19 protein-coding genes are annotated in these 20,471 nt (G+C 72.2%); 6 read left to right on the top strand and 13 right to left on the bottom strand.

Annotated elements, in window-relative coordinates:
* Positions 1 to 191: 191 nt before the first annotated feature.
* The 7 genes from ACH34T_RS17195 to ACH34T_RS17165 form a co-directional block, all read right to left on the bottom strand.
* Positions 192 to 656: a nuclear transport factor 2 family protein gene (locus tag ACH34T_RS17195; protein ID WP_395993124.1), complete on the bottom strand. Its 465-nt coding sequence runs from the start codon at positions 654 to 656 to the stop codon at positions 192 to 194.
* Between the two features lie 34 nt (positions 657 to 690).
* The gene (locus tag ACH34T_RS17190) at positions 691 to 1,560 is read right to left on the bottom strand and encodes an SGNH/GDSL hydrolase family protein (RefSeq protein WP_395993123.1); all 870 of its coding nucleotides are present in this window, start codon (positions 1,558 to 1,560) and stop codon (positions 691 to 693) included.
* A gap of 36 nt (positions 1,561 to 1,596) precedes the next feature.
* Complete coding sequence (locus tag ACH34T_RS17185; protein WP_395993122.1) at positions 1,597 to 2,229, bottom strand: SGNH/GDSL hydrolase family protein; 633 nt, start codon at positions 2,227 to 2,229, stop codon at positions 1,597 to 1,599.
* Between the two features lie 13 nt (positions 2,230 to 2,242).
* On the bottom strand, positions 2,243 to 2,500 hold the full coding sequence (locus ACH34T_RS17180; protein ID WP_395993121.1) for an acyl carrier protein: 258 nt from the start codon (positions 2,498 to 2,500) through the stop codon (positions 2,243 to 2,245).
* A gap of 497 nt (positions 2,501 to 2,997) precedes the next feature.
* A complete protein-coding gene (locus tag ACH34T_RS17175; protein ID WP_395993120.1) occupies positions 2,998 to 4,020 on the bottom strand; it encodes a sulfotransferase family protein in 1,023 nt (340 codons plus the stop codon).
* Between the two features lie 184 nt (positions 4,021 to 4,204).
* Complete coding sequence (locus ACH34T_RS17170) at positions 4,205 to 5,419, bottom strand: serine hydrolase domain-containing protein (protein ID WP_395993119.1); 1,215 nt, start codon at positions 5,417 to 5,419, stop codon at positions 4,205 to 4,207.
* A complete protein-coding gene (locus tag ACH34T_RS17165; RefSeq protein WP_395993118.1) occupies positions 5,416 to 7,047 on the bottom strand; it encodes an alpha/beta hydrolase in 1,632 nt (543 codons plus the stop codon). Before ACH34T_RS17165 ends, ACH34T_RS17170 begins: the two co-directional genes overlap by 4 nt.
* Before the next feature lie 180 nt (positions 7,048 to 7,227).
* Here ACH34T_RS17165 and ACH34T_RS17160 point away from each other — a divergent pair, with 180 nt between their 5' ends.
* On the top strand, positions 7,228 to 7,353 hold the full coding sequence (locus ACH34T_RS17160) for a hypothetical protein (protein WP_395993117.1): 126 nt from the start codon (positions 7,228 to 7,230) through the stop codon (positions 7,351 to 7,353).
* Positions 7,354 to 7,394: 41 nt separating this feature from the next.
* Here ACH34T_RS17160 and ACH34T_RS17155 read toward each other — a convergent pair whose 3' ends face one another.
* From ACH34T_RS17155 to ACH34T_RS17145, 3 genes are all read right to left on the bottom strand, one after another.
* A complete protein-coding gene (locus ACH34T_RS17155) occupies positions 7,395 to 7,907 on the bottom strand; it encodes a DUF892 family protein (RefSeq protein WP_395993116.1) in 513 nt (170 codons plus the stop codon).
* Between the two features lie 13 nt (positions 7,908 to 7,920).
* Positions 7,921 to 8,052: a hypothetical protein gene (locus tag ACH34T_RS17150; RefSeq protein WP_395993115.1), complete on the bottom strand. Its 132-nt coding sequence runs from the start codon at positions 8,050 to 8,052 to the stop codon at positions 7,921 to 7,923.
* 72 nt (positions 8,053 to 8,124) lie between these two features.
* On the bottom strand, positions 8,125 to 8,607 hold the full coding sequence (locus tag ACH34T_RS17145; RefSeq protein ID WP_395993114.1) for a DUF6084 family protein: 483 nt from the start codon (positions 8,605 to 8,607) through the stop codon (positions 8,125 to 8,127).
* Between the two features lie 212 nt (positions 8,608 to 8,819).
* Between ACH34T_RS17145 and ACH34T_RS17140 the strand changes: the two genes are divergently transcribed.
* Complete coding sequence (locus ACH34T_RS17140) at positions 8,820 to 9,899, top strand: aldo/keto reductase (RefSeq protein WP_395993113.1); 1,080 nt, start codon at positions 8,820 to 8,822, stop codon at positions 9,897 to 9,899.
* 26 nt (positions 9,900 to 9,925) lie between these two features.
* On the opposite strand, the gene ACH34T_RS17135 is transcribed toward ACH34T_RS17140, so the two are convergent.
* Together ACH34T_RS17135 and ACH34T_RS17130 are read right to left on the bottom strand one after the other, a co-directional pair.
* Complete coding sequence (locus tag ACH34T_RS17135) at positions 9,926 to 10,540, bottom strand: TIGR03086 family metal-binding protein (protein ID WP_395993112.1); 615 nt, start codon at positions 10,538 to 10,540, stop codon at positions 9,926 to 9,928.
* 168 nt (positions 10,541 to 10,708) lie between these two features.
* Complete coding sequence (locus ACH34T_RS17130) at positions 10,709 to 13,903, bottom strand: AfsR/SARP family transcriptional regulator (RefSeq protein ID WP_395993111.1); 3,195 nt, start codon at positions 13,901 to 13,903, stop codon at positions 10,709 to 10,711.
* Positions 13,904 to 14,538: 635 nt separating this feature from the next.
* Here ACH34T_RS17130 and ACH34T_RS17125 point away from each other — a divergent pair.
* Together ACH34T_RS17125 and ACH34T_RS17120 are read left to right on the top strand one after the other, a co-directional pair.
* On the top strand, positions 14,539 to 15,741 hold the full coding sequence (locus tag ACH34T_RS17125) for a hypothetical protein (protein WP_395993110.1): 1,203 nt from the start codon (positions 14,539 to 14,541) through the stop codon (positions 15,739 to 15,741).
* A gap of 26 nt (positions 15,742 to 15,767) precedes the next feature.
* A complete protein-coding gene (locus tag ACH34T_RS17120) occupies positions 15,768 to 16,220 on the top strand; it encodes a hypothetical protein (RefSeq protein ID WP_395993109.1) in 453 nt (150 codons plus the stop codon).
* Here ACH34T_RS17120 and ACH34T_RS17115 read toward each other — a convergent pair.
* Positions 16,186 to 18,255 (bottom strand): hypothetical protein, encoded by a 2,070-nt coding sequence (locus ACH34T_RS17115; RefSeq protein ID WP_395993108.1) that lies wholly within the window; start codon positions 18,253 to 18,255, stop codon positions 16,186 to 16,188. The genes ACH34T_RS17120 and ACH34T_RS17115 overlap by 35 nt on opposite strands.
* Positions 18,256 to 18,586: 331 nt before the next feature.
* Here ACH34T_RS17115 and ACH34T_RS17110 point away from each other — a divergent pair, with 331 nt between their 5' ends.
* Positions 18,587 to 18,952: a hypothetical protein gene (locus ACH34T_RS17110; RefSeq protein WP_395993107.1), complete on the top strand. Its 366-nt coding sequence runs from the start codon at positions 18,587 to 18,589 to the stop codon at positions 18,950 to 18,952.
* A 215-nt stretch (positions 18,953 to 19,167) separates the two neighbouring features.
* Positions 19,168 to 20,442 carry an Nramp family divalent metal transporter gene (locus tag ACH34T_RS17105; protein WP_395993106.1) on the top strand — a complete coding sequence of 425 codons (1,275 nt, stop codon included), beginning with the start codon at positions 19,168 to 19,170 and terminating at the stop codon, positions 20,440 to 20,442.
* Positions 20,443 to 20,471: the final 29 nt, after the last annotated feature.

Here is a 20,471-nt window from a genome sequence, read left to right as displayed (position 1 = left end):
CCCGCCGAATGCGCAGGCGCCGGGGAGTGCGCGGAAGTCGGAGAATGCGCAGGGGTCGGGGAATGCGCGGAAGTCGGGGAATGCGCCGAGGGCGCGGAGTGCGGGGAGGTCGGGGGGTGTGCGGGGGTCGCGGGGTGCGCGGGGACCTTACTGTCCATCGTTTCCTTCGACTCTCTGGAGATGGGCCGGCTCTAGTGCTGAGCAGGGTCGGACGGGGCCCCCGGACCCTCCGCCGCTTCCATCCGCCGCCCGACCACCCGGGCGAGCGTCATCGCCGCGGGCAGGGGACGGACCATGACGGTCAGGCCGGTGACGAGGCCGGTGTCACCGAAACTGAGCAGGTCGAGCCCTTGGACGTCCTTGCCCGCCACCCGGGCCGTGAAGATCAGCGCCACGGCCGGGACGGCCGGGACGGCCGGGGGGCCACCGCCCGCCGCGTGCTCGCCCGCCGGTCCCGAGCTCACCAGTTCGTCGGTGTAATGGAAGTCCTCGAAGACCTCCAGCAGGACGCCGAGCAGCGCGACGACCGAATCGCGGCCGAGATAGGGCTTCACCATCACCGGACTGTGGAACTCGATGCCAGGGTCGAGCGCACTGGTGATCGCGGCGAGGTCCTTGGCCTCCACCGCCTTCCGGAACGTTCCGCGAGCCGTCACCTGAGCTGCTCCCTTCACTTGCCGTGGGACGGGGTCAGTTCATCGTCTGGGGCGGGACGGTGTCGGCGGGGGACGTGTCGGCGGGGGTGGCGGCGCGGGCGAGGTCCTCGGCCCAGGCTCGGTAGCCGGCGGGGGACGGATGGAAGCCGTCGGAGGCGAAGAGGCGGCGGTCGCGCGCCATCGCCTCGTCCATGGGGGCGTGGACGGCGCCGCCCGCCACGGCCACGTCCCGCATGATCCGGTCCATGGTCCGCGCCCGCGCGCCGAGGACGTGGCGCAGCGGCTGCGGGAGGGCCGGGAACCGGTGCACGGGCGGCATCCCCGCGACGACCAGCGTCGCGTCCGCGTACCTGCCCCGCAGGACGTCGACGAGGTCGGCCAGGTCGGCCGTCCACCGCCGCAGCGGTCGCCGCCGGATCAGGTCGTTGATCCCCACGGTGACGACGACCAGGTCGAGAGCAGGGGTGCGGGCGGAGTCGTCGGCAGGGGCGTGGACGGCAGCGGGGGTTGGGGCTTGGGCGGGCATACCGGCCGCCGACGGGACGAGGGCGGTCGCGACGCGGCGGGCCGTGGCGCCGTTCTCGCCGGTGACCGACCAGGCCACGCTCCGCCGGAGCCGCTCCTTCAGCGCCTCGGCGAGGAAACCCGGCAGCGCCTCCGCGTGCTGGGACGCGCCGACCCCGGCCGCGGTGGACTCGCCGATCACCACGACCCGGAACACGGGACCGGCTCCGGGGTTCGCGCCGGGGACGAAGCCGTGCTCGTCGCCCGACGCGGGATCCAGCCGGGGTGTGCGGCGCACCGTCCGCCACGCCTGGACGACCAGGACCGGCGCGAGCGGGACGAGCACCATCGACTGGGGGACGCGCCAGCGTCCGTTCAAGAAGGTGAATGGTTTCTTCATCTCTGTCCCAGACTTCGAAAATTGGTCCCCCTGGGCTCAGATCGCCCGCTCCCCGAGCAGGCTCGCAGCGATGTCCGCGATCACCTCCGCGACATAAGCGTGTCCTCTCGGGTTGAGGTGGATTCCATCGGGACTCCACATCGCGGGGTCGGCGACTTTCGCCACCGATTCCTGCGCGGGAAAAGACATTCCGAACTCGTGCGAGGCGCGCCTGAGCTCCGCGTTGAAGTCGTGAATCCGCTGGACGGTCCGCTTCTTGCGGAACTGCGAGATCGGGGACAGGTCGAGCAGCGGCGGCCGCGGCACCGGGATCGCGAGGGTGACCGCGCCGATCCCGGCGGCCCATCCGAACAGCTCGTCCAGCCGGGCTGCGGCGTCCGGGCGCTCGAACCCGCGCAGCGCGTCGTTCATGCCGCAGCCGAGCACGACGAGGCCGGGCCGCAGGTCCCGGACGGCGGGAAGCTGGTCGCGGACCACGTCCTCCACCGTCGCGCCCGGGTCGGACGCATTGAGCATCTCCTCGCGGGGAATGCCCAGGTGGCGGGCCAGCCGACCGGCCCAGCCGAGCCATCCGCCGGCGGGGTCGGGGTCGTCCTGGCCCTCGGCGACGCTGTCGCCGAGCACCACCATGGCGGGCGCGGCGCCGGCCGGACCGGCGCGGCCGCCCATCACGCGCCGCCCATCACGCGACGAGTTCGAGCAGGTAGTCGGTGAGCGCGGCCACCGTCTCCCGGCGCCGGGCCTCGGCCACGTCGACCTCGACCTGCAGGTGGTCCTCGATGTCGCTGATGATGCTGATGGCGTAGACCGAGTCCACGCCATAGCGCGCGAGTTCGACCGCCGGATCGATGTTTTCCGTCGGCTTGTCGAGGTAGAAGGCGATCCTGTCAAGAAGCCACGATTGAAGCTCGTCGTGGGAAATTGTTTCCGATCTGGTCACCGCACTCCCCCTTTGTCAGAGGATCTTCGGAGCATTCGCGATAGCTATCGGAAGACGAGCAACACGCAAGATACCGGGAAATGGATGTTGTGTCTCAGATCCAGATGTGAACGATCGGACACAACCATGTCTCTGTTCCGTAAATTATGTCAGCGGCACGGTAAAACGGCGCAAAGTTACCGCTAGGTAGCGTGTTCCGTTAAGGGACCCACCGGGGCCTTGATCGGAAACCGCTGTCCCCGCGCGTCCCACCGATCCGTTCCTTCTCGCGGGCCGCACCCCGGCACGCGACCTGCGCCGTTCCCCAGCGGACCCGCCGCGAACGCACGCCCGCCGGACGCGGCAACACGGCACGTTCCATGAGAATTTCGGACAACTGGCCAGACCGTCCAGCACGGTCAGGCAAGGGGCTCCTCGCCCGGAGGCAAGGAACACCTTGCGACGACGCCAGCCCACGCCGACCGGCACCAGCCTCGGTGGCGTCGGCGCCAGTGGTGTCAGTTCTCTTCCAGGTGGTGGGGTAGCGGCACTGGGCCGCGCACCAGGGAGACGACCGGGTTCGGCTCGCGGGCCTGCGCGAGCAGGTCCAGGAAGGCGTGCGCGTGCCGCGAGCGCCAGCGGTGCGCCGCGATCCGGTGGAACTTGGCGAGGTGCGCGGCCGCCGGACGCGGCGCCCCGGAGAGCGCGTAGCCGTGGTCGAGCAGGCGGGAGGCGAGGACGTGCTCGACCAGGCTCGCCTCCCAGTCGTCCAGGCGGTACCGCCAGGCGCCGACGGTGCGGGTGTTCGGCGCCTCGTGCGTGCGCAGATGCCACTTGCGCGCGGACGGCACCGTCCGGCGGGCGTGCTCGTACGCCCTGGTCATCTCGGGGTCGTACTCCTCGTCCAGGAAGGCGCACAGCTTCGCCAACGCGTACTCCGGATCGGCGACGAGGTCCTCGTACCGGAGTTCGTGGAAGGTGCCGGGACCGAGCCGCGGGCCGAGCCGTCTCCCGGTGTCGACGGCCTCCCGCCAGGTCAGCGCGGCGGCGTAGATGTCGCCGCTGAACCACGGCATGCGCATCAGCGAGCTCACCGCGTCCCGGCCGTCCCGGACGAGATGGACGAACTGCGCGTCCGGGAACATCCGCCGGAGCATCGGCACCCGGCGGAAGTAGCTCGGGCGCTTGTCGCCCCAGCGCGGCTTGCCGTGCCGCCGCGCGTAGGCGCGGAAGACGGTCGCCAGCGCGGACCCGAGCGTCGGGGGGCCGTGCACGATCTCCTCGATCACGTCCTCGGCGTCCAGCTCCAGGACCCGGAACTTCGTGTGCCGGCCGCGGGTGATCCACTCGGCCAGCGCCCGCCGGTTCTCCGCCCGTTCCAGATCGCCGAACCGGTGCCGCGCCGCGTACGCGGTGTGCACGAACAAGGTCTCGGACGGGAACGCGATGCGCCGGTGCGAGTGCAGCATCTGCTGCAGCAGCGTCGTCCCCGAACGAGGGCAGCCGAGCACGAAGATCGGGCGGCTGATCTGCGAAGTCATGGGCCGCGAAGGTACCCGCGCCCCCTGGGCCGAATCCCAAGGCCCCGTCAACGAAACCTGAAAGTTCGGCCGGTCCTCGCGCGTGCGGTGTCGCACGTGGTGCGTGTTATGCGCCGCGGACGTCGAGCGGGCGCTAGCCGGACGCGGGCGCTAGCCGGACGCGGGCGCTAGCCGGACGCGGGCGCTAGCCGGGCGCGGGCGCGCAGACGGCGTTGTCGACCAGCCGGAGCGACGCCCTGTCCTGGGCGTCCTGCTCGTCGCCGAACCGCAGGGTGGACACGGCGACGCTGGCGGCGCGGCGGCCGTCCGCGCTCACGCCCGACTCCGAGACGACGCCGAAGCTGGTGCCGCCGTGGAACCAGACGCCGCCGTCGCAGCCCGCTGCGGGCCGCCACGCCAGGCCCAACCCGTAGCGGCCGAAGAGCTCGTCGCCGGTCGTGACGGTCTGCTTCATCTGGGCGAGCTGGGCGGGCTTCAGCAGCCGTCCGCTCATCAACGCGCGCAGGAAGGCCCCGTGGTCGCCGGTGGTGGCGATGATGCCGCCGTCGGCGCCGCCGCCCACGGTCACAGACGTGTCGGTGAGTTCCTTCCGCCCCGGGAAGCGGGTGTAGGCGGCGGCGCTCGGCTGCGGGACGTACGCCGAGGTGCCGGGCGTCATGGTGTGGCGCAGGCCGAGCGGCTCGATGACGCGGTCGTGGATCTCCTGCGCCCAGGGGTTCCCCGTGGCCTTCTCGATGATCAGCCCGGCCAGGACGTAGTTGGTGTTGGAGTAGCCCCAGCGGGTCTCCGCGGCCGGGTTCGCCGCGTCCGGCAGCCAGGCCGGGGCCTTGGTCATCGCCGCGGCCACCTGCTGGTGCGGGGTGGTGACGCGGAAACGGTTCATCCGGTACGCCTCGGGGGTGAGATCGTCCTCGTCCAGGTCGACCGTCACGTAGTCGTTCAGGCCGCTGGTCTGGCGCAGGAGGTTCATCACGGTGATCCTGCGGCCGTCGTTCCCGTTGCCGCCGACCATGCCGGGCAGCCATTTCTCGACGGTGTCGGTCAGCCGGAGCCTGCCCTCGCCGACCAGTTGCAGCGCGACGGTGGCGGTGTAGGTCTTCGTGTCGCTGCCGAGCCGGAAGTAGGAGTTCCACGGAACCGGACGCCGCGTCTTCAGGTCGGCGACGCCGGCGCGGGCCACGTGCGCGTCCCGCCGCGTCTGGACCTCGGCGAGGACGCCGGTGGCGCCGGTCGCCCGGACGGCGTTCACATCGCGCTGGAGATCGCCCTCTCCGTACGGGTGTCCCGGGCGTTCTGCTCCGTACCGGTTTCCCGGGTGCCCTTGGGCGGCGGCGGCCGAGGGCACGAGTGTGATCAGCAGCGCGCCCGCCGTCAGGACGCCGACGGCTTGCCTGTTCATCGTGTCTCCCCGGGGTGGGCGCAGGTGAGGTCGGTCGCGGGCAGGACGCCGGTGCGGAAGTAGGCGTTCACGACGCGGTCCGCGCAGGGGACGGGCGTCAGCCCGTCGGCGCCGCGCCCGTAGACACCGTGGGAACGGATGTCCGCCGAGATCATGCGGGAGCCCGTGAGCCTGCGGTGCATGGCGACGGCGCCGGCGTAGGGGACGTTGTTGTCGCGCTTCGCTTGGAGGAGCAGCAAGGGGACCCTGTTGCCGAGGTCGACTCCGGGCTCACGGGGCTCGGACTTCCAGAACGGGCACGGGAAGATGGCATTGGCCGTCGCCGCGAAGACCGGCTGCGTGGCGCGGGCGCGCTGGATGTTCCGCCAGTACTGCTCGGGATCGGACGGCCAGCCCCCGGCGGGCCAGCCGCCGTCGCCGCAGAAGATCGCGTTGCCGCTGTTGAACTGGTTGTCCAGCTCGGGGCTCGGCGTGTTGAACACCTCAAGCCACATGCGGAGCTCGGCCGTCGGCTCGACGGGACGTCCGGCGGCGGCGTCGGCCAGGTTCCGGACGGCCCTGGCCATGACGTCGTTGTACTCCTCCGTCCCGACGAACTGGCGCAGAATGAGGCCGAGGGCGCTCGCGTCCATCGTGTAGTCGCCGATGCGGAGCGGCCCCCTGTCCACCTGGGAGGACAGCCTCTCGACCGTCGCCCTGACCTGGCGGGGCGTACGGCCGAGGTCGTACTTGGCGGCGCGCTGGGCCGTCCAGGACGCCCACTCGTCGAGGCCCCGCTCCTGGGCCGCGCCGGCGGCCTGGAAGTTCTCGTACTGCGTCAGCGCCGGATCGGTGACGCTGTCGATCACGATGCGGTCGGCGCGGCCGGGGAACATCTGGGTGTACGCGGCGCCCAGGTCGGCGCCGTAGGAGATGCCGTAGTAGGACAGCTTGCGCTCGCCCAGAACCGCGCGGATCAGGTCCATGTCGCGGGCGACGTTGCGGCTGGACGCGTGGGGCAGCAGCGCGGCGTTGTTCCCGTGCTCGTGGCAGCGCCGCGCGGTGTCGCGGGCGTTCCGGACGGACGCCTCGAACGCCTCGCGCCTGGAGTGCGTCGGCTGCGCCTTAGGCGAGATCCCGCAGTAGATCGGGGTGCTGCGGCCGACGAACCGCGGGTCGAAGCCGATCAGGTCGTACGGGTCGGCCGCGTCCTTCATCGCGGACTTCAGATACGCCGTGTAGTCCAGCCCCGGCCCGCCGGGCCCGCCCGGATTGCCGAGCAGGATGCCACGGCGGTGCGCGCCGTCCTTGGCCCTGATGCGTGAGATCGCGAGCTTGATGGTGGCGCCGCCGGGGGACGAGTAGTCGAGCGGCGCCGTCACCTGCGCGCACTGCGCGCCCGCCTCGATCAGTTCGGTGGCGTCCGCCGGGCAGGCGCCCCAGTCCAGGTGCTGCCCGGCGTAGCGCGCCAGTCCAGGCGCGGGGGCCTGGGAGCCCGGCGGCGGGGCGGGCGAGAGCGAGGCCGAGGCGGCTCCCGTCCAGCCGACGATCCCGGCCACGCCGACCGCCGCGGCGACCACCACGACGCGCGGGCCTGCGATACGTGAGACCGCGGCGTGCGGGGCCGCGGCGATGCGTGGGAGGGGCATGGGTCGATCCCATCGCCTTCGTGGTCCGAAGATCATTACGGCTGGCCCGCGACCCGGGGGTGGGGACAGCCCCACCACCGCGCTGAGGGCGTCCGGCACGGGACACGGCGCCGGCATGCCGATCGTCGCCAAGCACGCCGTGACGCTGGTCGAGTCACGTCCCGCGGACCTTGAGGACTCGTGTGCCCGGAGTGCGGGCACGAGGAGGAGTACCGCTGGGGCAGCCACCTGCGCAAGGGGTATGTGGAGCGGCAGTACCGGGAGGCGAAGGCACGGCTGGACGCACACGCCTGCCGCCCCCGGTGACCACACCGCCGTCGGGTTCCGGCGTTCACGCGGGCGCCGGCCTAGGCGGGCGGTGGCGGGACGTCCTTGACGCCGTGCTGCCTGAGCGACATGTCGACGGCGAGGTCCCACCGGTCGGACAGTTCCCGCGACATCGCGTACGCGTCGTCGCACATCGCCGCCGCGGCCCGCGCCGTCTCACGGTCGCCGGCGCGCTCCGCGACGCGCCGCAGCATCTCCCCGGCGGCGACCTGCAGGTGCGCGGCGACGTAGGCGTCCCGCATGTGCTTGCCCGCGGGGTCGCGGCGGCTGCGGCCGAGCCCGCCCTCGACCACCGCCGCGAACAGCATCCCCGCGTCCCGCACGATGGACGGCGCGGACCCGTGCGCCTTCAGCCGGGCCTCGATCGCCCGCGTGTGCGCCCGGGACCGCTCGGCGTACCGGCCGAGCGGCCCGCACATGTCGGGCTCGTTCGCCGCCGTGGTCAGCATCTCGCTGAGCGCGGCCTGCACGTGCTGCTGCAGCGCGTGCGCGTCCTTCAGATAACCGATCAACTGCCTGTCGATCGTCGTCATCCGGGAAGCCCCGTCACCTGGACTTCCTCTTGCGCTGCCCGCGCGGCGTCGGCAGCTCCCTGACGACGACGGCGAGCACCGCCAGCACGAACAGCGCGATCATCAGCCGGATCGCGGCCGGGCCGAAACGGAATCCCTTTCTCATCTCACACTCCCTCCCTGCGGATCGGTCGCTCTCATCACCTGCGGCGGCCGGACGGTCGCCGTCCGGCCACGTTCATGCGGTCGGCTCCCCCTCGCGGAGCGGCTCCCCCTCACGGGGATCGTGGTCGCGCAGGAGGTCGCGCCACGCGCGGACGGGCAGCACCGTGGTCGTCTCGTGGCGCCAGGGGGCCTGGCCGGCGCGCGTCCCGTTCTCGCCGGGGTAGAAGACCGTGCCGTCGAAGGCCAGGTCGAGCGGGACGCCGCCGCCGTCCACGGTGTGCGGACGGCATTGCTCGGCCACGGCCGGCACCACGGGCCGGCACGGCAGCGTGAGCGTCAGCTCCGTCCCGCCGCGGAACGTCGGCACGGTGGCGCCGGCGCGCGCCCAGGACAGGCCGGCGGCGGCGATGGTCACGGTCGTGGTGAGCAGGACGCACTGGACGGGTCCGCCGTCCACCCGCCGCAGCCCGACGCGCAGGCTCAGCACCGGGGTCGCCGCGGTCGTCCCGGCCTCGATCCCCAGCACCTCCAAGCCGAGCTCCGGCGGCCCGTTCATGATCATCACCAGGTGGGCCTGCCCGTCCGGAACGGCCCGAAAACACCGGCCGCAACCTCCGGGCGCGGGGATTGGGGAGATTTTCCCGTGCCGTGCCGGACGCCTGCCGCGGGCTTCGCCGAAAGGTTGCTTGACCTGGAGCGCGCTCCAGCTCGTACGTTCAAGCGCGATCGCGGTTTGGAGCGCGATCGCTATCCGAGGGAGTTCACCGCATGCAGTACCGCAAGCTCGGCCGGACCGGCGTCGAGGTCAGCGTCCAGTGCCTCGGCGCGATGATGTTCGGCGAGGTCGGCGAGCCCGACTACGACGAGTGCGAGCGCATGGTCCACCGCGCGCTGGACGCCGGGATCAACTTCATCGACACCGCCGACATGTACTCCAATGGGGAGAGCGAGCGGTTCGTGGGCCGCGCCGTCAAGGACCGCCGGGACGAGGTGGTCCTCGCGACCAAGTTCTTCTTCCCGATGGGCGAGGACCGCAACAGCCGGGGCGGGTCGCGCCGGTGGATCGTCCGGTCCGTCGAGGACAGCCTCCGCCGCCTCGGCACCGACCACATCGACCTGTACCAGATGCACCGGCGCGACTGGGACACCGATCTGGACGAGACGCTCGACGCGCTCACCGACCTCGTCCGCCAAGGCAAGATCCTTTACATCGGCTCGTCGTCCTATCCGGCCGACCAGATCGTCGAGGCGCAGTGGGCGGCGCGGCGGCGCGGCACGGCGCGGTTCGTCTGCGAGCAGCCCCAGTACTCGATCTTCGCGCGGTCGGTCGAGGAGTTCATGCTGCCCGCGGCGCGGCGGCACGGCATGGGCGTCATCCCGTGGAGCCCGCTGGCGGGCGGCTGGCTGACCGGCAAGTACCGGCGCGGCGAGCGGCCCCCGGCCGGGTCGCGGTTCTCCGGATCGTCGCACCCGGCGTGGGAGCGGCGCGCCGTGGACGTGGAGCCGAACTCCCCCGTCCGCTTCGACGCCGTCGAGCGCCTCGCGAAGATCGCCGAAAACGCGGGCCTCTCGCTGACGCACCTGGCGCTGGGCTTCGTCGCCGAGCATCCCGCCATCACCTCGACGATCATCGGGCCGAAGACGATGGACCAGTTGGACGACCTGCTCGCCGCCGCCGACGTCCGCCTCGACGCCGCCGCCCTGGACGCGATCGACGAGGTCGTCCCGCCGGGCACCGACATCGCGGGCATCGATCACCGCAGCGGAAACCCCGCCCTGGAGCCCGGGAACCGCCGCCGATCGTCCACGGCCCGGCCCACCGCCACCGCCACCGATCAAGCGACCTGACCACACCCACGCGATTCGCTTCACGATCAGGGCGGTGCGGACGGTTCTCCCCCGTCGGGGCGGTGGAGCGGGCGGCGGCCGAGGAAGGCGACCAGGCGGGCTCCCGGCGCGGCGTCCGGGGCGGGCTCGACGGGTTCGGCGAACAGCAGGTGGCGCGGCGATTCGGGCACCACCAGCGGGCAGATCGTCAGCAGCTCGTCCGCCAGCCCCGGCGGGATCGGCGACCGCCGGCCCGACGCCTGCGCGATGTCCCAGCCGTGCACGGCCACCTCGATCGCGCCGGCCGCGGCCATCAGGTCCCCGCCCAACTGGCGGTCGCCGACGTCGACCCGCTCCGGCGAGACGGACGCCCGCAGCAGCCGGACGGCGCGCACCCGCACCGCCGACACCGGGTCCTCGTCCGGTGCGGGCGGCTCGGGCGCCATGCCGACCCGGCCGGAACTGACGCCGTCGTGCAGCGCCGCGAGGGAGTCGCGGAGGTGCAGCAGCAGCATTTCCAGATCCCACGATTCGCATGGCGTCCGGCGCGCCAGCATGTCCGGCGTGACCGCCTGGACGGAGGTCAGCGCGAACCCGATCGCGCGCTCCAGCAGCCCGCCGTCCTGGAGGACGGGCCGCGGCGCATTCGTCCGCTCGTGCATCCGCCGCTCCAATCGTGGTGAAGTCCGGTGTTCGGTGAAACCCTGCTGTTCTTTGGACCACGCGCACGACGGAAAATCATCGGCGATCACGCATCACGCGAAATCGACCCTGCCGGAAGAGCGAAACGTCGTCCGCGGCCCGGAACCCTCACGTTCGCATGGGGCGGGCTAGGACGCGACGCCGTCCACCGTCTGCAGGCGGATCGCGATCGACCGGGCCTCCGGGACGTCGAGCATCTCGAACAGGTCGAGGGCCTGCCGCCAGTGGATCCGGGCGGCGTCGGTGCCGCGGAGTTGCAGGACCGCGCCGGCGATCCCCTCGTGCGCCTTTCCCTCCCCGTACGGGTCGCTGATGTCGCGCGCTATGGAAAGCGCCTGCTGGTAATGGTCGAGCGCGGTGGAGTAGCGGCCGGAGGCGCGGTGCGCGTCGCCGATGCCCTGCAACGCCCGCACGCGCTGGTACGGGTCGCCGACTTCGCGCGCCAGCCGTTCCGCGTCCTGATGGTGGACGAGCGCCTCCGTCGGACGGTCCATCAGCAGATACGTCACGCCGAGGCTGTTGAGAGTGTCGGCGATGTTCCGCCGGTCGCCCGTCGCGCGGAATACCGCGATCGCCTCACGATGGCAGCGCAGCGCCTCCTGGTATTCGCCCTTGTAAAGGTGGACGTTCCCGATGTTGCTCCTGAGGATCGCGGCGTTGCGGCCCTCGTCGCTCCCGCCGAACACGCGGGCGGCCTCCAGATAATGCTGGACGGCGTCGCGATGGTAGCCGCGCTGCCGCTGCACTTCGCCGAGGTTGTTGAGCACCGCCGCCTCACCGCGCTCGTCCCCTACGCGCCGGTATCCGTCGAGCGAACCGCGAAGGTGGACCATGGCCTCCTCGTAGCGGCCGAGATGCCACAGGACCATCGCCGCGTGGACGAGCGCCTCCGCCTCGCCGTGCCGGTCGCCGAGCCGCGAATGGATTCCCTGCGCCTCCTGGCAGTGCGCGAGCGCCTCGCGGTAACGGCCGGTCGCCGCCAGATAGATGCCCATGCGGTCGAGCACCTCGGCGGTCGCGTGCCGGTCGCCGGCGGCCCGGCTCAGGGCGAGCGCCTGCTCGGCCGCTTCGAGCGCCTCGGCGAAACGTCCCGTGCGTGCGTTGGTGACGCTCAATTCGTACAGCGTCTGCGCGGTGAAGCCGGTGTCGCCGAGTTCGCGCGCCGCCCGGAGCGCCTCTTCCTGGGCCTCTCCGGCGCATTCATGGTGTCCGTGCACTTCCAGGAATTGGGAGAAGAGGTGCACGAGCAGCACACCGTCCTGCTTCCTTTCGCGCGCCATTGCGTGGTGCGCCAGGGCGAGGCCGTTGCGCCATTCCTCTTTCATCCATGCCTGCGCCTCGCGGACGCACGGCCGGGGGGCGGCGTCTCCTGTCCCGTCCGGTATGGGGAGCCTGCGCCGGTGCGGATGCAGGACGCGATCCGCGCGATGGGCGCACCCGAGGTAATGGTTCAGCAGGCGTCCGAGGGCGCGTCTGCGGTCCCCGTTGGAGTCCTCGTCGAGCGCGCGGGACCGGGCGTAGTCGCGGACGAGATCGTGCATGCGCAGGCGTCCCGGCCGGTGCTCCTCGACCAGATGGTGATCGAGCAGGGTCTCGACGGCGTCGTCCGCGACGTCGCGGGGGTGCCCGCTCAGGATGTGGACCGCCCGCGACCCGGTCTCCGCGCAGGGGTTCAGGCCCAGCCGCCGGAACACCGCTCGCTGGTCGTCGGTGAGCGCGCGGTAGGACAGCTCGAACGCGGCCTCGGCCAGGCCCTCGTCCTCCTCGGGGAGGGCGAGCCCGTCGAGCCGGTCGTCCTGCGGGCTCGCGGCGGCCCGTCCGGCGGCCACGCGCAGCGCCACCGGCAGCCCACCGCATCGGCGGACGATGTCGTCGACGTGCCCGGCGGTGAGGCGGTCGCCCGTGACGGCGCGGACGAGCGCGCGTGCCTCGTCCGCCCCGAGGACGTCGAGGGGCAGGTAGCTCGCGCCGGGAATCCCGGCCAGCCGCCGCCGGCTGGTGACGAGGAACCGGGCAGGCCCCGCGGTGACCAGCGCGCGGACCTGTTCGGCGCCGGTCGCGTCGTCGAGGACGACGATCGCGCGCCGCCGTCCGAGCTCCCGCCTCCAGAGCACGACCCGGTCGCCCGGCTCGGCCGGGATCCGCTCGGGCGGGACGCCGAGCTGCGGGAGGAGCTCGGCGAGCGCGGCGTGCGGCGACACCGGCGGCCGCTCCGGGTCGTGCCCGCGCAGGTGCAGGTAGAGCTGGGCGTCCGGATAGCGGTGCGCGAGCATGCGGGCCGCGCGCATGGCGAGCGCGCTCTTCCCGACGCCCGCCAGGCCGGTGATGACCGAGATCCGCGCGGCGCCGTCCTTGGGCTCGGCGGCCGGACGGGTGAGCACGCCGAGTTCGGCGTCCCGTCCGGTGAAGTCCTCGGCGTCGGGCGGCATCAGCTCGGACGGGAACAGACCAGGCGGGAACGGCCCGGACGGCGCCGACCCGGGCCCCGCCGCATCGGGCGCCACCGCGCCGGGCCCCGCCGCCTGACTGGCCCCGGCGGGAGCGGGGACACGGCGGTAAAGGGGCGTCGCGGCCAGGTCGAGGTCGCGCCGGAGGATCCGCTCGTGCAGGTCGCGGAGCCGCTCCCCCGGTTCGGTGCCCGTCTCGTCGGCGAGCAGCCGGTGGACGCGCCGGTAGACGGCGAGCGCGTCCGCGTGCCGGTCGCACCGGTACAGCGCGGTCATGAGCAGCGCCGCCGCGCGCTCGTCGAACGGATTCGCGGCGGTGAGCCTGGACAGGTCGCCGACGACGACGTCGTGGAGACCGAGCCGCAGCTCCGCCTCGATCCGCTCCAGCCTCGTGGCGTGGAGTTCCTCGCGCAGGCTCGTGCGCAGGTCGCGCGCCCATTCGCCGGGGAGCCCGGCGAGCGGCTCGCCCCGCCAGAGCGCCTCAGCCTCGATGAGCAGCGCGCGGGCGTGCTCGTCGTCCCCGCTCCCCGCGATGGCCCGCGCCTGGCGCCGCAGCCGCCGGAACCGGTGGAGATCGACCGCTTCGGGGTCGAGGGTCAGGACGTAGCCGCCGGGACCGTGCCCGAGCGGCGCGATGTCCGCGTCCGCGTCCCGGAGCCTGCGGCGCAGCCGGGACAGGTAGCTCGTCAGCGTCGCCCTCGCCTGCGGCGGGGGGTTGAGGCCCCAGATCCGGGCGGCGAGGGTGTCCGGGGAGACGGTATGACCGCACTCCACGGACAGGACCGCGAGCACACAGCTTTCCTTCGGCGAGCCAGCGTCCAGCCGCCGACCGTTCACGCTCAACTCGACCGGGCCGAGGAGCGCGACCTCCTCCATCTGTCCCTCCGTATGACCCCCGCTAGGCAAGGTCTCATACGAATTAACTAGTTACTACCCTACCAGCGCGTTAATGGGCGCAATGGGTATAAGTCCACATTCCCAATGGAACGAATGTTCGGATTCGTCGGTATCGTAGCCAACGTCCGAAAAACTCATTCTCCGGCGCATAGTGTCCGGTTAACTGGAACTATCAGGACCCAAGTGACCGAAAGGTCATCTCGGACAACTCCTCACTGGTTCACACACGCCACAGCAAAAAGGTCTATCCTCCTCTTACGCCCCAGTTCCCCCGAGGGACTCATCGGGCGCTGACCAGTAACGGATCCGCACGTGCAGCGGCATGTGCGGATTCCTTCATATAGATCCGAGTTTTGGAGGACCCGTTGATCTGGATTTGGTGATCATGGCGGACCGGGGGGCGGACCCCGCAAAGGCTCAACCCCGGTCTCCGTCCGCAGTGCTCACCAGCCCCGCTCCCACCAGGACCGCAATGAAAGCGTCCAGCCCCCTGCAAGGGGCCCGTCCAGCGTCGGCGTGCACCTTGGCTCCGAGGCGGTCATCCAGGTCGCCGCACCAATCGGGGCAAGGGGGACGCAATGTCTGTCGACGGATGGTCCATAGGACCGTTCGGCTTGGACAGCGGTATAGGGGCGACGCTTCAGGGGCTGCACAAGGTCCTGATGGTCGTCCACCATCTGACGGCGGCGACCAGGCTCGCCGACGTCGCACCGCTGGTCGAACGCGACCGGCGGATCCAGACCGTGTACACGGTGGCGCCGACGTCGCCGCGGGCGGCGGGCACAGCCCGCCATCTCGCCGCGTCCGGCGCGGTGATCATCCCGTTCGCGCAGGCGGCGCAAACGCCGTTCGACCTGGCGGTCGCGGCGGGTGACGGCGCGCTGGACCGGATCCACGCGCCGGTCCTGATACTCCAGCACGGCGCGGGCCCGGCCACGGTCGCGCGCCGCTGGGATGGCGCCGGGCCCGCGGCGGAACCGCCGATCGCGGGTCTGCGTCGCGAGGGGATCGTCGCGGGTGGGCGGGTCATCCCGTCCGTCCTCGCGTTCGCACACCACGACCACCGGGCCCTGCTGGCGCGGGTCTGCCCGGAGGCGCTGCCCGTGGTGCGTATAACGGGCGATCCCGCCCTCGACCGGCTGCTTGCCAGCGTCGCGTTCCGGGAGCGGCATCGGGAGGCGTTCGAGGTCGCGGACGGACGGCGCCTGGTCGTCGTCTCGTCCACCTGGGGGGCGCGGGCGCTGCTCGGACGGCACCGCGAGCTGGTCCGGCAGCTCGCGCTGGACCTGCCGTCCGAGCGCTACCGCATCGTGCTGGCCGTCCACCCTGTGACCTGGGGCTTTCACGGGTATCGGCAGGTCAGGGCCTGGTTCGACGACTGCCTGCGGCTCGGTGTCGGGCTGCTGCCGTTCCACGAGGGCTGGCGCGCCGCGCTGGCGGCGGCGGACCTGGTGATCGGTGACTGTGGGTCGGTGACGTCCTACGGGGCGGCGGCCGGGGTCCCCGTGCTGCTCGGCGCGTTCCCCGCCGACAAGGTGGTGCCGGGGTCGGTGAGCGACCTGCTGGGCCGGCGCGCCCCGTACCTCGTGCCGCACCGTCCCCTCCTCCCGCAGGTCGAGGACGCCATCGCGAACCCGTATCCGGCGGCGCCGCTGTGCGACCGGCTGACCTCGGAGCCGGGACGGGCGGCGGTGCTGCTGCGGCGCGAGATGTACTCGCTGATGGGCCTCGACGAGCCGGCGGAACCGCCGCCCACCGAGCCCGTCCCGCTGCCGGAGCTGATCCCGGCACAGCGCGAGCCGAGCGGTCTGTCATGAGCGCGCGCCACGAAAGCGTCCGTCTCGTGCGGGCCCGTCTCGTGCGATCACCAGGATCGGACGGCGGCGACGTTCACGTGACGGCCGACGGGCCGCACGACGCGCTGAGCCTGGCGCTGGCCCGCATACACGTCACGGACGACCCGTCCCCCTCCTGCGCGTTGCTGGACGAGCACTTGGCAGTGCATCAGGCGGAGGGCGACGCCACCGGGTGGGCATCGGCCGCCGACGTACTGTTCTACGACGGCACCCGGCGGCCCCTTACGGGCTTCTACGGTCTGGTGGCCTGCGCGCTAGAACCGGACGGACGCTGCACCATCACGGTGAGGGACGAGCCAGGCACGACCCTCGCGGCATCCCTGGACGACGCCGTATGGGTCGCGTCGTTCGTCCACGCGTGGCGTGTCTCCAGACGGCGCGCGGCGACGCTCATGTCCATGCGGATCACGGTCCGCCGAGCTCCGACAATCGTTCCCTGATCTCCCGCGCCTGGTAGGAACCGAGTTCGTCGAAGACCGCGGCCGCCTGCTCAAGGTGGCCGCGCTCCGCGGCGAGGTCGCCGCGGAGCGCCGCGAGGCGCGCCCGCGCGACATGGATGTCCGCCAGGGAATACCGGGCGCCGACGCGGGTCGCGGCCTCCCCCGCCTCGTCGAGGGCCGCGCCCGCCTCGGCGTCCTGGCCGTCGGCGGCGAGCGCGTCCGACAGCGTGCTGAGCGTCCGGGCGCGGTTGTAGTCGTCGCCGCGACCGGTGAAGAAGGCCAGCGCCTCGCGCAGGCGTCCGGCCCCTTCCCCGGAACGGCCGTCGCGGACAAGCGCCTCCCCCAGGCGGCGGCTCATCATCGCCACATGCCGGGCGGCGTCCCCGGGCACGTCGCGGCAGGCTTCCAGGGCGCGGGTGAAGGTCTCCGTCGCGTCGGTCACGTCGCCCTGGGCCAGCTGCGCGACGCCGAGGCATTCCAGCGCCGTCACCACGCCGTCGCTGTGCCCCGCGTCGCGTTCGAGGGTGAGCGCCTCCCGGCCGAGCCGCTCCGCCTCGCGGAATTCGCCCAGGTTCAACCGCGCGAACGCGAGCGCCTCCAGCATCCGGGCCCGCGCGACGGGATCTCCGAGCGCGGCGGCCGACGCGAGACCCTTCTCATGGGTCTCGATCCAGATCGCATAGTGCTTGCGGAATGTCAGGACGGCCCACAGCGCCTCGCACATCTCCCAGGTATCGCGGTGCAGTCCGCGCCCGTGGGCATCAGAGATCAGGTCGCGCAGCAGGGTCAGCTCGCCTTCGATCCAGCCGATCGCCTCCGTCGTCCCGGAAAAGGACCGGACGGGCGGCTCAGCGTATTTCCGGCCCAGATGCCAGCGATCCGGGATGATGGCGCGGTCCGCCGCCACGGCCATTCCGAGATAGTGGTCCATGAGCCGCTGGAACGCCCGCGCCTTTTCTGTTTCGGGCTCGAACCGCTCGGCCACGGAACGGGAATGCAGGTGCGCCAGGTCGTGCAGGCGGAAGGATCCGTCCGCGCCGGCGTCGACCAGATTGACGTCGACCAGCACGTCGAGATCCCGCGCGGTGTCGTCCGCGCCGGTCCCGGCGGCGGCCGCGGCCGCGGGAAGCCCGAACCACCCGTTCGGATGGACGCTCATCAGCCGGTACAGCCGCGCCGCGGACGGCGGCAGATCCCGGTACGTGACGTCGAAGACGGCTTGCACGGACAGATCCTCCTCACCGAGTACCGCCAGGCGCCTCCGCTCGTCGGCCAGTTCGCCGACGAGCCGCTCGATGCGCCAGTGCCCGCGCGTCGCCAGCCGGGCCGCGGACGTGCACAGCGCCAGCGGGAGCCGTCCGCACAGGGCCGTCAGGGAGCGGACGGCCTGCGGTTCGGCGCCCGTCCGTCCACTGCCGAGCATCCGGTCGAGCAACTGGACGGCGCCGGTCTCGTCCAGCGGATCCAGCGACAGGAAGGACGCGCCGTCGACCGCGAGCCCCGACAGCTTCCGCCGGGACGTCACCGCCACCACCGACGGGCTGTGCCCCGGCAGCAGCGGCCGGACCTGCGCCGCGGAGGCCGCGTTGTCCAGCATGATGATCAGCTTGCGGCCCGCCGTCAGCGTGCGGAACAGGGCGGCCTGCTCGTCGACGTCGGCGGGCACCGCCTCCGGCGCCACCCCGAGCGCCCGCAGGAAGCGGCCGAGCGACTCGTCCGGCATCACGGGCGCGCCGGTGGAGAACCCGCGAAGGTCGGCGAAGAGCTGCCCGTCGGCGAATCCCGCGACGACGCGGTGCAGCCACGCCAGCGCCAGCGAGGTCTTCCCGACGCCCCCGACACCGCTGATCACGATGACGGCGGCCTGCTCGCCCGCGGTCTCGCCCAGCCGGGCGAGCGTCTCCAGCTCCTGCGCGCGGTCGGTGAAGTAGGGCCGCGACGCCGGCAACTGCGCGGGCACCGACGGATACCGGCTGTCCCGGTGCAGATGTATCCCGCCGTGGACGGTGCCCGCCTGTACCACTGAACCGGACACGTCCGCATCGACTTCATTACGCACCGACGGCATTTCCGGCCGCCGTTCCTCTGCATCGCGTTCGGGCAAGGAATCCACTCCACCGGGGCCGGGGGACGCTCGGAATCCGGGTCAACATAACCCGGCCACCCTCATGCGGCAAGGCAAACGGGTGATCACACGCTCGGTCGCCGACATATATACGGATGGGGTCCGTTATTGGCAGCAATAGACAGGTATACGGTCGGCAACTCGCGAATCTCGCCGAGAATCCGCTAGCACTTCCGTCCCCCGCGACCCAGCGCGAACAAAGCGCCTGGCAAGGGGCGGCCTGACGTGATGGACTGAACAAATGACAGATCCGATGACCGTGGCGATCGCCACCGCCATGGCGGGCAAGGCCGTCGAGGTCGCGGGCGAGCCGGTACGCGCGGCCGTCGCCGAGATCTCCCGGCGGGTGCGCGAGCGGTTCCGCGGCCGTCCGTCCGACGAGGCGGCGCTCTTCCGCGCGGACGAGGAGCCCGAGGTCCTCCAGGGCGCCGTCCGGCACCTCCTCGACGAGGACCCGGCCTTCCGCACGGAGATGGAGACCCTCTGGAACAACGCGCAGACGCTGGCCTCCGCGTCCGGCGAGGGCGTCGTGAACGTCTTCAACGGTCAGGCCGGAAAGGTCGTCCAGCTCCGCGACGTCACCGACGGCGGCGTGCACCTCCGCTGACCGTCCCGGCCCCGGCTCACCCCCCGCAGGACGACCCCGGCCCGGCTCCCGGCGGCGTCGGATGCGAAGAACGTCCTGTACGGGAGCGTTCGCCCGCATGAGAATGGCCGCATGGAAGAGATCCTCGGCCTGGTCGACGGGCTGACCCCCGGGCAGGCCGCCGGGCAGGCCGCGCCGAAGGCCCGCGGCGCCGGCGCACAGCGGGTTTTCGGTCCGTGACGGTCGTCCACCCTCCGGCGGCCGCCGGGCCGACCCCGGGCCGCGGGCGCCGCAGGCTCGTGCCGGTCGCGTACGCCGGCCCCGCCTGCCTCGTCGCCGTCGGCTACGTCGACCCGGGCAACTGGGGGACGGACATCACGGCCGGCGCCTCGTTCGGCTACCGGCTGCTGTGGGTGCTTGTCCTCGCCAACTTCATCGCGCTGTTCCTGCAGTACCTGGCCGCGAAACTCGGACTGGCCACCGGGGCCGACCTGGCCGCGCTGCTCGGAACCCGGCTGTCCGGCGTCCCGCGGGCGCTGGTCGTCGCGGTCGTGGCGGCGATCATGCTGGCCACGGAGGTCGCCGAGTTCCTCGGGGTGGTGCTGGCGCTCCGGCTGCTGCTCGGCATTCCGATGGCGTGGGCGATCGTCCTCGGCGCGGCGCTGGTCGTCGGGATCCTCACGGTGGCCGCCGGGAACCGCGCGGTGGAACGTTGCATCATGCTGCTCCTGGCCGTGGTGGCCGGGGTGTACGTGTACGAGGTGTGGCTCAGCCGCCCGGGCGGAGAGATCGCGGCCGGGCTGGCGCCGACGCTCCCGCCGGAGTCCGCGCCCGTCGCGATCGCGATGCTGGGCGCCACCGTCATGCCGCACAACCTGTTCCTGCACTCGCGGATCGCGCGCTGGCCGCTGGAGGACACGCACGGCCCCGCCCCGGCGGACGCCCCGCGCAGGTCAGTGCTGCGGCGGACCACCGTGGCCAGCGCCCTGGCCCTGAACGTCGCACTGCTGATCAACGCGGCGATCCTGATCGTGGCCGCCGACACGCTGGGCGGCGGGCACGTCCCGGAGACGCTGGCCGAGGCGGCGCGGTCGCTGTCGCCCGCGCTGGGACCGCTGGCGACCGGCGCGTTCAGCATGGCGCTGCTGGCCGCCGGGCTGGCGTCCACGACCACCAGCGGCGTCACCGGCCAGTTCGTGATCGAGGGACTCACCGGGCTCCGTCCGCCGCTGCTGGCCCGCCGCGCCGTCGCGCTCGTCCCGGCCGCCCTGCTGCTGCTCCTGGGGGTGGGCGAGGTACGGGCGCTGATGCTGAGCCAGCTCGTCCTCAGCCTGGCGCTGCCGGTCGTGATCTTCGTCCTGATCCGGCTCACCGCCGACCGGACGCTGATGGGCCCGCTCACCGACAGGCCGCCGACCCGCTACGCGGCCTACGCGGTCCTGACGCTGGTCGTCGTCGCCGACCTGGTCGCCCTCACCGACATGATCACCGCCGCGTTCGTCCACGGATGAGCTGCATTCCGCATTGCCGCGAAAGCGCC

The sequence above is a fragment of the Actinomadura sp. 9N215 genome (assembly GCF_044326345.1).
Taxonomy (GTDB): Bacteria; Actinomycetota; Actinomycetes; order Streptosporangiales; family Streptosporangiaceae; genus Spirillospora.
Note: the sequence above shows the minus strand (reverse complement) of the source record. Positions and strands in the feature narration are given on the sequence as shown.